This is a genomic window from Rhizobium sp. L43, from assembly GCF_002531725.1.
GTDB lineage: Bacteria > Pseudomonadota > Alphaproteobacteria > Rhizobiales > Rhizobiaceae > Rhizobium.
Genome location: NZ_NWSQ01000001.1, coordinates 1 through 13570 on the forward strand (window position 1 = coordinate 1; position 13570 = coordinate 13570).

At 61.1% G+C, this 13570-nt stretch carries 9 protein-coding genes and 1 riboswitch; of the genes, 6 read left to right on the forward strand and 3 right to left on the reverse strand.

The features are described 5' to 3' along the window. The 3 genes from CO667_RS00005 to CO667_RS00015 all read right to left on the reverse strand — a co-directional run. A partial coding sequence (locus CO667_RS00005) for a M10 family metallopeptidase C-terminal domain-containing protein (protein WP_097616865.1) occupies positions 1-3513 on the reverse strand: 3513 nt, incomplete at its 3' end. Between the two features lie 117 nt (positions 3514-3630). Then, the gene (locus CO667_RS00010; RefSeq protein WP_097616335.1) at positions 3631-5088 is read right to left on the reverse strand and encodes an HlyD family type I secretion periplasmic adaptor subunit; all 1458 of its coding nucleotides are present in this window, start codon (positions 5086-5088) and stop codon (positions 3631-3633) included. After that, on the reverse strand, positions 5085-7232 hold the full coding sequence (locus CO667_RS00015) for a type I secretion system permease/ATPase (RefSeq protein WP_097616336.1): 2148 nt from the start codon (positions 7230-7232) through the stop codon (positions 5085-5087). The genes CO667_RS00010 and CO667_RS00015 overlap by 4 nt, the downstream gene beginning before the upstream one ends. A gap of 515 nt (positions 7233-7747) precedes the next feature. Continuing rightward, positions 7748-7844: riboswitch (TPP riboswitch) on the forward strand. A 50-nt stretch (positions 7845-7894) separates the two neighbouring features. Between CO667_RS00015 and thiM the strand changes: the two genes are divergently transcribed. The 6 genes from thiM (at position 7895) to CO667_RS00045 (ending at position 13567) form a co-directional block, all read left to right on the forward strand. Continuing rightward, positions 7895-8698: a hydroxyethylthiazole kinase gene (thiM, locus tag CO667_RS00020; protein WP_097616337.1), complete on the forward strand. Its 804-nt coding sequence runs from the start codon at positions 7895-7897 to the stop codon at positions 8696-8698. Further along, entirely contained in the window at positions 8695-9330 is a 636-nt protein-coding gene (thiE, locus tag CO667_RS00025) for a thiamine phosphate synthase (protein ID WP_097616338.1), read from the forward strand. Before thiM ends, thiE begins: the two co-directional genes overlap by 4 nt. Next, a complete protein-coding gene (gene thiD, locus CO667_RS00030; RefSeq protein ID WP_097616339.1) occupies positions 9327-10136 on the forward strand; it encodes a bifunctional hydroxymethylpyrimidine kinase/phosphomethylpyrimidine kinase in 810 nt (269 codons plus the stop codon). The genes thiE and thiD overlap by 4 nt, the downstream gene beginning before the upstream one ends. 214 nt (positions 10137-10350) lie before the next feature. Further along, the gene (locus tag CO667_RS00035) at positions 10351-10830 is read left to right on the forward strand and encodes a GNAT family N-acetyltransferase (RefSeq protein ID WP_097616340.1); all 480 of its coding nucleotides are present in this window, start codon (positions 10351-10353) and stop codon (positions 10828-10830) included. A 24-nt stretch (positions 10831-10854) separates the two neighbouring features. Beyond that, positions 10855-11877, forward strand: coding sequence for a glycoside hydrolase family 3 N-terminal domain-containing protein (locus CO667_RS00040; protein ID WP_097616341.1), 1023 nt, complete (start codon positions 10855-10857; stop codon positions 11875-11877). 43 nt (positions 11878-11920) lie between these two features. Then, entirely contained in the window at positions 11921-13567 is a 1647-nt protein-coding gene (locus CO667_RS00045) for an ABC transporter substrate-binding protein (RefSeq protein WP_097616342.1), read from the forward strand. The last annotated feature ends 3 nt before the right edge of the window (positions 13568-13570 follow it).

Sequence of the window (13570 nt, forward strand, 5' to 3'; positions counted from 1 at the left end):
AAGCGTGTCGGTTCCCGCGGCGGCGGCTTCGGTGACGATGTCGCCGGCATTATCGACGATGTAGGTGTCGTCGCCCGTACCGCCGATCAAGCTATCGGCGCCTGCCCCGCCATTCAGCACATCATTGCCGGCACCGCCGGTGATCGTGTTATCAAGCGCATTGCCGGTGCCGGTGAAGCTCGCGGATCCCGTATAGGTCAGGTTCTCGACATTGATCAATGCGGCGATCGAATAGGCTGCAAGTCCCGTGCGGATTTCGTCGGTGCCGGCGCCGACCGCCTCGGTGACGACGTCGCTCGCGCTATCGACCACATAGATGTCGTTGCCGGCACCGCCGCGCAGCGTGTCATTGCCGGCGCCGCCGTCAAGCGTGTCGTTGCCGTCGCCGCCGGTGATCGTGTTGACGAGGCTGTTTCCAGTCCCAACAAAATCGCCGGTCCCGGTGAACTTCAGATTCTCGACATTGGCAATATTGGTCAAGGCATAGGAAGAAAGCGTCGTATTGACCAGATCGCTGCCTGCATTCAGCCCTTCGGTAACCACGTCGGCCAGATCATCGACAACATAGGTATCGTCGCCCGCTCCGCCGATCAGTATGTCTGCTCCGGCCTTTCCGTCCAGGATGTCAGCACCTGCCGCGCCCCTGATCGTATTGGCAAGCCCATTGCCGGTGCCGGTAAACGCGGCCGTACCGCTGTAGGTGAGGTTCTCGACATTGACCCCCAGCGTATAGGCGGCCAGGGCCGTCTGCACCGTGTCGGCGCCCTCATCAGCGTCCTCGGTGGCGATGTCGCCGGCATTGTCGACGATGTAGGTGTCGTCGCCCGCCCCGCCGATCAAGCTGTCCGCGCCTGCCCCGCCATTCAGCGTGTCATTGCCGTCACCGCCGGTGATCGTGTTGGCGAGCGCATTGCCAGTGCCGGTGAAGTTGGCGGATCCCGTATAGGTCAGGTTCTCGACATTGATCAATGCGGCGATCGAATAGGCTGCAAGTCCCGTGCGGATTTCGTCGGTGCCGGCATTGACCTGCTCATTGATCACGTCGCTGGCACTGTCGACCACATAGATGTCGTTGCCAGCCCCGCCATTCAGTGTGTCATTGCCGGCGCCGCCGTCCAGAAGATCGTTGCCGGCGCCGCCGGTGATCACGTTGGCGAGGCTGTTTCCAGTTCCGATAAAATCGCCGGTGCCGGTAAAGGTCAGGTTTTCGACATTGGCAGTCAAGGCATAGGAGGAAAGTGCCTTGATCAGATCGGTTCCTTCATTCAGCCCTTCGGTGACCACATCGGAAAGATCATCGACGATATAGGTGTCGTTGCCCGCTCCGCCGATCAGTGTGTCTGTTCCTGCCTTTCCGTCGAGGGTATCGGCACCTGCCGCACCCCGGATCGTGTTGGCCAGGCTATTGCCCGTCCCCGTAAAGGCTGCCGTGCCGCTATAGGTGAGGTTCTCGACATCGCTACCAAGCGTATAGCCTGCCAGGGTCGTGCGAACCGTGTCGACCCCCCCATTGGCAGCTTCGGTGACGAGGTCGCCGGCATTGTCGACGATATAGGTGTCGTTGCCCGTACCGCCGATCAAGGTGTCCGTGCCTGTCCAGCCATCCAGCGTGTCATCGCCGGCGCCGCCGGAAAGCGTATCGGTGGCACCGCCCCCGGTGATCACGTTATCGAGATTGTTGCCCGTGCCAACAAACCCAAACACCCAAGGGCCGCGATAGCTGAGGTTTTCGATGTTGGCGCCCAGTGTGTAGCCCGTGAGATACGTCTGCACCGTATCGACGCCCTCATCGGCGTTTTCAATGACAGTATCGCCGGCATCGTAAACGACATAAATATCGTTGCCCGTCCCTCCGGTAAGCGAGTCAGTTCCCTGGCCACCATCCAGAGTATCGTTGCCTGCCCCACCAGAGAGCGTGTCATTGCCTCTCCCACTGGTGATCATATTGTCGAGGCTATTGCCGATACCGGTAGAATTGACGTCACTTTTGAGGGATAGGTTCTCGACATTGGCGATGTCCGCAAGCGAATAGGCGGCAAGATCGGTGAAGATCCTGTCAACGCCGCCGTCGGTCGCCTCGACCACGACATCGCCGAGACTATCGACGGTATAGGTATCATCACCCGCCCCACCGATCAGGGTGTCGGCGCCGGCCTTCCCATCCAGCCAATCAGATCTCGTCCCGCCGGTAATCACATTGTCCGCCGCGTTGCCATAACCGGCGAACCCATCGGTGCCGATGTAGGTCAGGTTTTCGACGTTAGTGCCGAGTGTAATACCCCCAACCGCCGTCCGGACCGTGTCCGTCCCCTCATTGGCATTCTCAATCACCGTGTCGTTAAAATTGTCGACGATGTAGACGTCGTCGCCCACCCCACCCGACATCTTGTCGATTCCGGTACCGCCGTCCAATGTGTCATTGCCGGAATCGCCGGTAAGGGTATCATTTCCGGCATTGCCCCAGAGCGTATTGTCCGCCTCGTTGCCGACAATCGTATCGCTGCCGGAACCGGCCCGAACGTTCTCAATCAACGACGCAACATTGTCGTGATAAAGAAGGGCGTTGAAAATGTTGCCGCGGGCATAACCATTGTTCGGACCTCCTCCCAGGTCGGCCAACTGGCCCTGGGAAAAGACCGAGTACCCCCCTGCTCGCAGGTCAATCTTGAGGGCGGTGGTATAAGCGCTCAAATCATAGGTATCGATACCGCCGCCGTCCCAGACTGTCGCGAAGATGCGGTTGGCAGCGGGCGTGATGGCCGCGACCCCGTTGACATAGGTGATGCCCTGGTTCGGATTCCACTTGTAGACGGTATCGCCACTGTTCGTCGTGTAGTCCGCACCATACATTTCCTGCAGGGCGGCGATGTCGAGCATCATGAAGGTTTGTGGCGCGCCATCATGTTCGTATTCGTACCCGGTCCCATCATCTCCGACATATGTGCGGTAGGTCATGATCGTATATTCGAGCGAGTCGTAGGCGCTCGGAACAACTGTCATATTGGAAGCATACGCTTCCTGAGCATGCTTCAGTCCGAGAGCGTGGCCCAGTTCATGCGCCACAGTTTGGCCCGCATAGTTGCCGAACCTCGGAAAGCGAAGATCATCTTCGGTGCCGGCATATTCCGTCCCGAACCAGACATCGCCGCCGCGACCGCCGATATTCGGAGTATAGGCCCATGCCGTGTCAGGCAAAGACGATTGAGCGAACCGCACCGTTGCGGTAGCCGCGCTTCCGGCCTCAAAGTTGGCGTTCGTGAATCCCTCGACGGAGAAGCCGTCATTTGCCGCATTCCCATAGGACTGCTCCATAAAGAACAAGGCGAGAGACTGCTGTTGCGACGAAATTGAAGAAAATTGATAGTCTTTCTCGCCGCTATAGGCATACGATGACGAGGTGGTGGGAAACGCATAGGTTATCGTTCCGTCCCAGGCAGTGCCAGCGAAAAGCCCGTCAACTTTCTGATCCCCAGTCAAGCTGACGTCCTTTGTCGAAGTAATAAGGTTCGTCATAAAATACCCTTTTGCCTATTCCACTCTACCGTGCCTATGCCGGTTCCCTCTGCTCTATCGGAGGGCGAAATTTCAACGACAGTTCTTATCTCGCTTCAGTGAGGATGACCCTGGCAACTAGCGCTCATGAAGTGCTTCCTCCGCGACCTCGACTAAAGGCGAAAAGACATATTCCAGCATTCTGCGCTCACCCGTTCGGACTTCCGCAATTGCTGCCATGCCCGCACTTAACTTGACGTTACGGCCATCTGCTGAAATCTGGTCAGTCTCCAGGCTCAAGGTGACCGGGAAAACCAAGTTCTGCATTCTTTCGGCGCCGCCGAACGTTGTCTCCGCCTGTCTTGCCGCAGGGTCGCCCTCGCGGCGTGCGGCGTCGGGCTCGGGGATCGCATCTGCCGCAATCTTGGTGACGTGGGCTGCGATCGTTCCGTAGCGGGTGAAGGGAAAGGCTTCGAGCTTGACGACAGCGTCCTGTCCGACCTTGATGAAGCCGATGTCCTTGTTCAAAGCGTAGACTTCGAGCTCCAACGCGCTCCCTTCAGGCACGACACGCATCACATCCTGGCCGACGGTCACCACCTGACCGACACTGGTAATCGAAGACGCCTGCACCGTGCCGTCTATTGGACTGCGCAAGGTCATCTGCTCGCGAACATTCCTGGCTTTCGCCAGCCGCTGCTCCAGTTCTTCGACCCGACGCTCCGCATCGCCGAGCCGTCCGAGTTGATCGCTCAGGAAGGTTCGTGTCAGCTTGTCCTTCTCCCGCGCGAAGACCTCAATGCCGGCCACGGCATCTGCCAGGTGGGCCTCCTGCACGGCTAGCTGTGTCGCCTGCTCTTTCAATGTTTCCGTGGCATCGATCACACTCGCCATCGTGCCGGCATCCTTCGAAGCCAGCACACTGCGCATTGCCACGCGCTCTTTCAGGGTCTCAACCAGCGAGTTCTGAGCCGCAACCGTCACGACCAGACGATCGCGTTCCACTTCCTTCTGGTGCTTCTGGGCATCGAGCGACGCAGCTGCGGCCTGGAATTGCTCGATGTCACCCCGCAGGATGCCTTCTTCACGACGACGCAATTCATCGGGCGCATCTGCATCCCAGGAGATCATCGGCAGCGGCTGGTCGCTCTCCTGAGACCGAACATAGTCCACCGCGGCTTTTCGGCGCCGGACCTCTGACCTCACGGACGCCAGGCCTTTTGTTGCGTCCGTCTCATCGGCAATGGCATCCGTCGGGTCAAGTTCGAGCAGGATATCACCGCTCTTGACGGGCGCGCCATTCGGCGGCGGAAGTGCCTTCACCTTGCCGGTCAACAATGGCTGAACAACTTTGACGCGGCCCGTCGGCTGAATTTTGCCTTGTGCGGCCGCAATGATGTCGATGCGGCCGATATAAGACCAGATCAACGCCGTCGTGACGAAGGCGCAAATGATCAGGATCAGCGCCAGACGCACCGGCGAGGCCGGCGTCTCCAGAATTTCGAGCGCCGGCGCCAGAAACTCGTGGTCGGATCGCGCCAGCGGGCGCGGGGGAAGGCCCGCATATCGCACGGCTTTGGCGGCCTTGCCGTTCATGCGGCGCCTCTGTCATTCTGCAAGGCCCAAAGCCGCGCATAGAGCCCGCCCGGGCGCTTGAGCAGATCGTCATGGCTGCCGATTTCCACTATGCGTCCGTCAGCCATGCCGATGATCCGGTTGCAAGGCCGTACGGCGGCGAGCCGATGCGCGATAATGATAACCGTGCGGCCGGCGGCGATCTGGTGCATGTTGGTTTGCACGACGCGCTCGCTCTCATAGTCCAGGGCGCTGGTCGCTTCATCGAAAATCAGGATCGGGGGAGCGGTGGCAAGCGAACGGGCAATGGCGATCCTTTGACGCTGGCCACCGGACAGGTTTGCGCCGCGCTCTTCGATCGTCGTGTCGTAGCCATGCGGCAATCGCAAAATGAATTCATCCGCCCCGGCGAGCTTGGCGACCGCAATCACCTGAGCGCGCTGCATCGCCGGGTTTGAGAAGGCGATATTGTCGTGGATCGTCCGGTTGAACAGCAGGTTCTCCTGGAGAACGACTCCGATGTGGCTTCGAAGCCAGGCGGGATCGAGCTGGGAGAGATCCATGCCGTCAAGAAGGACCTGCCCCTCTTCGGGGATATAAAGACGCTGCACCAGTTTCGCGAGTGTCGATTTTCCCGAGCCCGAGGTGCCGACGATGCCGATGACCTCTCCCGGCTTGACTTCAAGCGATATGTTTTTCAGCACCTCCGGTGAGCCGGGCCGATAACGGAAGGTCACGTTTCGAAAATCGATTTTTCCCTTTGGCGCAGGCAACGACAACCGCGCGGCTGGCTGGCGCTCTATCGGCGTGTTGAGAATATCACCGAGCCTGTCGACCGAGATCTGCACCTGCTGGAAATCCTGCCAGAGTTGGGACAGCCTCAGGATCGGCTGGGTGACCTGCCCGGCAATCATGTTGAAGGCGACAAGTGAGCCGACGGAAAGCTCGCCTTCGATGACGGCCCTCGCACCGAAAAGAAGAAGGGCAGCCGTCGAAAGCTTGCTCACATATTGAATGGCGTTTTGCCCGCCGACGCCCAGCATTGTCGTATCGAAGGCTGTTCGCACGTAAGCTGCGAGCTTCTCCTCCCACTGCGCCTGCATCACCGGCTCGACCGCGGCGGACTTTACCGTGTGGATGCCGACGACGGCTTCGACCAGGAACTGCTGGCTTGCCGCGCCGCGATTGAACTTCTCCTTGACGAATTCGCGCAGCGGCGGTCGCACCACGCTGCCGATCAGGATGTAGATCGGGATGGCGGCGATGACGATCAGCGTCAAGCTCCAGGAGTAAGCGAAAAGAACCGCGATGAAGACAAAGATGAAAACGACATCGAGGGCCGAAAACAATCCCTGCCCGGTCAGGAATGCCCGTATGGTTTCTAGTTCGCGGACGCGGGCGACGGTCTGACCGGCAGACCGCGTCTCGAAATACTCCAACGGCAGCCGCAGCAGATGATGGAACAAGCGTTGGCCGAGCTCGACGTCGATCCGGTTCGTCGTGTGCGCCAGCGCATAGGCTCTCAGATACTGGAGCATGACATCGAACAGGCCAACGATCGCGATGCCGGCGACAAGCACAAACAGCGTCGAATAGCCCTTATGCGTCAGCACCTTGTCGACCACGACCTGAAAGAACAAAGGCGTGATGAGCGCAAAGATCTGCACAAACAGCGATGCGATCAATACATGCGCGAGCGGCTTTCGATAACGCCAGATCGATGGCAGAAACCACTTGAAGCCGAATTCTCGCGGGTCCGACCCTTCCCCCCTGATCCGCCGACCCACAAGAATAACGCGCGCGTCGATTTCGGCTAATATATCCGACGGAGCAATCTCGCGATCAGCGCGCGTTATGGGATCGACAAGGCGGTATTTTCCAGAGGGATTCAACCCGCCGAGCACCTGAAAGGATCCGCTGCGAACTTGGACGATAGCCGGGACAGGCATGGTTCGAAGGCGTTGCGCCGTGACCTTCTCGACCACGCGTGCCTTGAGTCCGATGATTTTGGCTGCCCGCTGAATGTCAATGGGCTGGGACGCGCGCCCCTTCAACGCCAAGTCGTGCTCTAGCTGAACCGCATCCGCAGCGATCCGATAGAATGCGGCGATGCCGCAGAGCGCACGAAGACCGGAGTCCAGCTGCTGCGAAACGACGCCATCCATGTGCGGAACTTATCCCTCAAAGCTGCGGGTTCTCCGCTCTCGACACCACTCGCCGGACCGCTTGCGGCGGCTCTCTGCTGACATGTAGCTCACTCGGAAATACGGCGCCACGGGGATGCCGGGGCTCACCGCAATTCGGTTCGGTTGTGGCGAAGAAGCAACACTGCACCGCCGGTAGCAATTATTCATTTCGTTGGCGCTCCGCAATCGAAGTGAACACAAGCCATGGATATCAGAACCGGAGCGGTATTCCGGAAGCCTCGCTTCAAGCCGTTTTTCAAAAATTCCCTCATTAAAATGCAACTTCAGGAAGATTTTATTTGCTTGAAAGTCATATCGCTACAATCTGCAATTCGGTCAACCCCAGCGTGTAAACACGGTAAAGTTTGCGTTAGGTATTTACTTCGCGTTCAGGGAGATTGCGTTCCGTATGCCGCCCCCGGCTTCACGCGCCGCGGTCGCAGGACTGTCATTTTCGAGATGACATCCGCGCCGTTCTCTGCGAAAAGAAACGCGATGAGAGACAGGGGCGTTCGTCGACAGACGGGCTGAGAAGCACCCTTCGAACCTGAACCGGATAATGCCGGCGGAGGGAGTCGCTCGGGGTCGCGGCTGAGCCCGCAGGAACCGCCCCGTGCCCGCCCCCGCCTGAAAGGGGCCATATGCAGACCAGGACCACACCAGGAGCAATGCTGAAAGCGATGCGCGAGAAGCCGCCGCTCGTTCAGTGCATCACCAATTACGTCGCCATGAATGTGGCCGCCAATGTTCTGCTTGCCGCGGGCGCCTCGCCCGCCATGGTGCATGCCGCTGAAGAAGCCGGTGAATTCGCTGGAATCGCGAGCGCAGTGACAATCAATATCGGCACGCTGTCGACGCAGTGGATCGACGGCATGCAGGCGGCTGCGAAGGCGGCGACATCGGCCGGCAAGCCCTGGGTGCTCGATCCGGTCGCTCATTATGCCACGGCTTTCCGCCGCGATGCGGTCGCGGCTCTGCTGGCGCTCAAGCCCACGATCATCCGCGGCAACGCCTCCGAGATCATCGCACTTGCCGGTGGAGAGAGCCGCGGCCAGGGCGTCGACAGCCGCGACCCGGTCGAGCAGGCGGAAGGCTCGGCGCGCCGGCTGGCCACGCGCCAGCAGACGGTCGTCGCCGTCACCGGCGCTGTGGATTTCGTCACCGATGGTGAAAGAGCCGTCCGTATAACAGGCGGATCGGCGCTGATGCCGCAGGTCACCGCGCTCGGCTGCTCGCTCACCTGCCTTGTCGGCGCCTTTGCCGCGACAGCGCCGGATGATATCTTCGGGGCGACGGTGGCGGCACTTTCAACCTTCGCCGTCGCCGGCGAGGCTGCCGCGCTCGGGGCGGCCGGCCCCGGCTCCTTCGCCTGGCGCTTCCTCGATGCGCTGGCCGCGCTCGACGCCGAAACGCTGGATGCCAGGGCAAGGATATCGGCGGCATGAAGGCTTTCGACCTTTCGCTCTATCTCGTTCTCGATCCCGATCTCTGCGCCGGGATCGGCATGGTCGAGACGGCGCGCCTTGCCGTTGCCGGCGGCGCGACGATGGTGCAATTGCGCGACAAACAGGCCGGCACCGCCGCGATGATTACGACCGGCCGCGCCTTGAAACAGGCGCTTGTCGGAACCGGCGTCCTGCTTATCGTCAACGACGATGTCGAGGCGGCGATCACCGTCGGCGCCGACGGCCTGCATATCGGCCAGGAGGACATGGATGCGCGCACGGCGCGGGCGATGATCGGGCCCGAGATGATCCTCGGCCTGTCGGTCGAAACCGAGGCGCTTGCCGCTGCCGTCGATCCCGGTCTGGTCGATTATACCGGCGTCGGACCGGTGTTTGCGACACCGACCAAGGCCGACCACAAGCAGCCGATCGGCTTTGACGGTCTTGCCAGGCTGGTGAAGGCCTCGCCGGTGCCGTCGGTGGCGATCGGCGGCCTCAAGGCGGATCATGTCGCCCAAGTGTTTGCTGCAGGCGCCAAGGGGCTTGCCGTCGTCTCGGCGATCGCAGGCACGCCCGACCCTGGAGCGGCCACGCGCCGCATCGCCGCCGAAATCCGAAAGGCCCGTGCATGATCCGCAACGTTCTCTCCATCGCCGGCTCCGACCCCTCGGGCGGCGCCGGCATCCAGGCCGATCTCAAGGCTTTTTCCGCCCGCGGCGTCTACGGCATGGCGGTGCTGACGGCGCTAACGGCGCAGAATACCCAAGGCGTCAGCGGCGTGCATCTGGTGCCGCCGCAATTCGTCGCCGACCAGATCAACGCCGTCTTTGCCGATGTGCGCGTCGATGCCGTCAAGATCGGCATGATCGCCAATGCCGGCATCGCCGAGGCCGTTGTCGACGCACTGGCTGACCGGCGCGGCATCCCTGTGGTTATCGATCCGGTGATGATCGCCAAGGGTGGGGCCGCCCTGCTCGCGCCGGAAGCCGTCGACGTGCTGACCCGCCGGCTGCTGCCGCTCGCCACGCTTCTGACCCCAAACCTGCCCGAAGCCGCCGCCCTGCTGCACCAGCCGGTGGCGACGAACCGCGCTGACATGGCAAAACAGGCCGAGCGCCTGCGCGCGCTTGGCCCGGCCGCAGTGCTGGTCAAGGGCGGCCATCTCGACAGCGACGAGAGCCCCGACGTGCTGGCCACCGCCGACGGTCTATACTGGTTCGAAGCTTTGCGCGTGCCGACCAAAAACACCCACGGCACCGGCTGCACGCTGTCCAGCGCGCTGGCCGCCGAACTCGCCAAGGGCGCCTCGGCGCGAGAGGCGGTCGCCATCGCGAAGGACTACCTCGCCGGCGCGGTCGCCGCCGCCGGAAACCTCACCGTCGGCTCCGGCCACGGCCCTGTGCAGCATTTTCATGCGCTGTGGAAAGACGACAAATAGGCGCTCGCACAGCGAACACGCCAATCGAAAACGGCCCGGCCTCCCCGGGCCGTTTTGCGTTCGGCACCTACTTTGCGTTGAAACCACGGCTCAGTCGCAGACCATCTCTTTGTCTCGTTGAAAAACCTTGTTGACAAGCTCGGCCAGATGGCCAAGTCTATAACACTAAAAGGGGATACATTCCGCAATAACGGAATAAGAGGAGGAATGACAGGTGCCGGACCTGCTTGTGAACCTATATTCCGCTGAGCTTGCCGACCTCCAGCAAAAAGCCGATGGCGTCGGCGTCTCCATCCGCCCGGCCCTCCCCCCGGAACTGCATCTTGTTCTCGGCTGGGTTCGCGAACGGTTCAGCGAGAACTGGGCAAGCGAAGTCGCCGTCGCCTTCTCCCGCCAGCCCGTTGCCTGCCTGATATCAGTCGACGGCGGCAAGCTGCTCGGTTTTGCCTGCTATGACACGACGGCGCGCGGCTTCTTCGGCCCGACCGGCGTCGACCGCGACGCGCGGGGCAGAGGCATCGGGCTCGCGCTGTTTTCCGCCTGCCTTCAGACGATGAAGACGCTCGGTCATGCCTATGCCTTCATCGGCGATGCCGGGCCGGTCGATTTCTACGCGAAGACCGCAGGTGCAACCATCATCCCCGCCCCCGACAAGGGCATCTACGAAGGCATGCTGAGAAGCACGCCGAAATGACCCTCTGATCCCGGAGTTACAGAATTGTCCTCGAGCCCGCTCGCCCTTTTCGTCGGCCTTCCCACCCCCACGATTTCGGATGATGAATTCGCCCTCTTCCGCGAGACCAATCCGCTCGGCCTGTTCGTCGGCCGGCGTAACCAGCGCGAACCGGAGCAGACGAAGCGGCTGATCGAACGTTTTCGCGAGGCCGTCGGCCGCGACGACGCGCCTGTCTTCACCGACCAGGAAGGCGGCCGCGTCCAGCATCTCGATGCCGGCCCCTGGCCGCTCTTCCGCAGCTTAGGCCAGTTCGCCGAGCTTGCGCGCCGCGATTTCGATCTCGGCAAAAAAGCACTGCGCCTTTCCTCCCAGGCCATGGGCGCGATGATGACGGAACTCGGCCTTTCCAGCGGCTGCTCGCCCGTTCTCGACCTCGTCTTCGAGACGACGAGCGCGGTCATCGGCGCCCGCTCCTTCGGCCCTGATCCCGATTTCATCGCTGCCCTCGGCCGCGAGGTGGTCGATGGCCTGCTCGAGACCGGCAACATGCCTGTCATCAAGCATATTCCCGGCCATGGCCGCGCAACGCTTGATTCCCACAAGGAGCGTCCGGTCGTCGATGCCAGCCGCGAGACGCTCACCGCCACCGATTTCAAGCCGTTCGTGGCGCTGAAGGATACGCCCTGGGCGATGGTCGCCCATGTCGTCTATTCGGCCTATGACGCGGAGCTGCCGGCATCGGTCTCGCCTGTTATGCACGACGTGATCCGCAACGACATGGGCTATGACGGCGTGCTGATATCAGACTGCATCTTCATGGAGTCGCTACAGGGCACGCTGCCCGAGCGCGTCCGCCAGGTGCTCGACGCGGGCTTCGACATCGCCCTCCACAGCCATGGCGACGTCAGGGAAAGCGAAGCCGCTGCCAAGGCCGCCCGACCGCTGACGGACGCCGCCCTGCAGCGGATCGCCGCCGGCAAGGCCCGCCTCGGCAAACTCAAGATCGACGTCCGAGCCGCCTACGCTGAAGTCGAAAACATGTTTGCAAGCGCGCTGGTCTCCTAACCGGCACGTCATCTCTCACCGCATAAGAAAAGGGGAATAGAACATGAAAAAATATCTTCTTGCCGCCGCCGCACTAACGTTGCTTTCCGGATCTGCCATGGCGCAGACGGTCCTGACAGTGAATATCGAACCGGCGACGACCTGGGTTCGCAACTTCAACCCGTTCAACCAGACCTCGTCGCGTCAATCGACGCTCGACTTCATCTACGAGCCGTTGGTCGTCTTCAATCGCTTCGACAGCAACAAGCCGGTCTATCGCCTGGCCGAAAGCTTCAAGCTCTCCGACGACCTGAAGAGCATCGAGTTCAAGCTGCGCCCGAGCCTGAAATGGTCCGACGGCAAGCCGCTGACCTCCGCCGACGTCAAGTTCACCTATGATTACCTGAAGAAATTCCCGGCGCTCGACTTCGTCAGCATCTGGACCTTCATCACCGACGTGCAGGCGGTCGACGGCCAGACGGTGCGCTTCACGCTCGCCAATCCGAGTTCGCTTGCGGCCGAGCAGATCTCGCAATTGCCGATCGTTCCGGAACATGTCTGGAAGGATGTCGCCGATCCGGTCACCTTCGCCAACGAGACCCCGGTCGGCAGCGGCCCGCTGACGGAAGTGCCGCGTTTCACCGGCCAGACCTACGACCAGTGCCGCAACCCGAACTACTGGGACAACGCGCATCTGAAGGTCGATTGCATGCGTTTCCCGCAGCTTGCCGACAACAACCAGATGCTGACGGCAACGGCCGACGGTACGCTCGACTGGGGCGTCTCCTTCATCCCGGATATCGACAATGTCTATCTCTCCAAGGATCCGGCGCATTTCCACTATTGGTATTCGCCGAGCAGCATGGTCGCCTTCCTGTTCAACCTCGAAACCGCGAACGAGAACAACAAGAAGGCCTTCAACGACCTGAAGTTCCGCCGCGCCGTCTCGATGGCGCTCGACCGCAAGACGATGATCGACGTCGCCGGCTATGGCTATCCGACGCTGAACGAAGACCCCGGCCTGATGGGCGAGCTTTACAAGAGCTGGGCGGACCCATCCGTCAAGGCCGACTTCGGCAAGTTCGCAACCTATGACGCCGATGCCGCCAAGGCCCTGCTCGACGAGGCGGGCTACAAGGACAAGGACGGCGACGGCTTCCGCGACAATCCCGACGGCAGCAAGATCTCCTTCTCGATCATCGTCCCGAGCGCCTGGACCGACTGGATCGACACCGTCAACCTCGCCGTCGAGGGCATGCAGGCGGTCGGCATCGACGCCAAGATCGAAACGCCGGAGGAAGCCGTCTGGACCGGCAACCTCATCAACGGCACCTTCGATGCGGCGATCAACAGCCTGCCGGCATCGGCTTCGCCCTATTATCCCTACAAGCGCGCCTTCAGCGCTTCGGACAAGGGCAAGACCCGCTTCACCGCGCAGCGCTGGTTCAATCCGGAGGTCGAGAAATTGGTCACCGAGTTCACCCAGACCGCCGACCTTGCCAAGCAGAAGGACGCGATGAACAAGGCACAACGCATCGTCGCCGAAAACATGCCTGTCATTCCGGTGTTCAACAATCCGAACTGGTATCAGTACAACACCAAACGCTTCACCGGCTGGTCGACCAAGGAAAATCCCTTCGTCAACCCGTCGATCTCGCGCACCAATCCAGCACGCCTATTGAACCTGCTCGCTCTTGAGCCCGTCAAGTAAGCA

Bases quoted from the DNA above. Each gene is read 5' to 3' on its own strand.
- thiD (WP_097616339.1), top strand. From the start codon at position 9,327: ATGATCCGCAACGTTCTCTCCATCGCCGGCTCCGACCCCTCGGGCGGC.
- CO667_RS00015 (WP_097616336.1), bottom strand. From the start codon at position 7,232: ATGGATGGCGTCGTTTCGCAGCAGCTGGACTCCGGTCTTCGTGCGCTC.
- CO667_RS00010 (WP_097616335.1), bottom strand. From the start codon at position 5,088: ATGAACGGCAAGGCCGCCAAAGCCGTGCGATATGCGGGCCTTCCCCCG.
- thiM (WP_097616337.1), top strand. From the start codon at position 7,895: ATGCAGACCAGGACCACACCAGGAGCAATGCTGAAAGCGATGCGCGAG.
- CO667_RS00045 (WP_097616342.1), top strand. From the start codon at position 11,921: ATGAAAAAATATCTTCTTGCCGCCGCCGCACTAACGTTGCTTTCCGGA.
- thiE (WP_097616338.1), top strand. From the start codon at position 8,695: ATGAAGGCTTTCGACCTTTCGCTCTATCTCGTTCTCGATCCCGATCTC.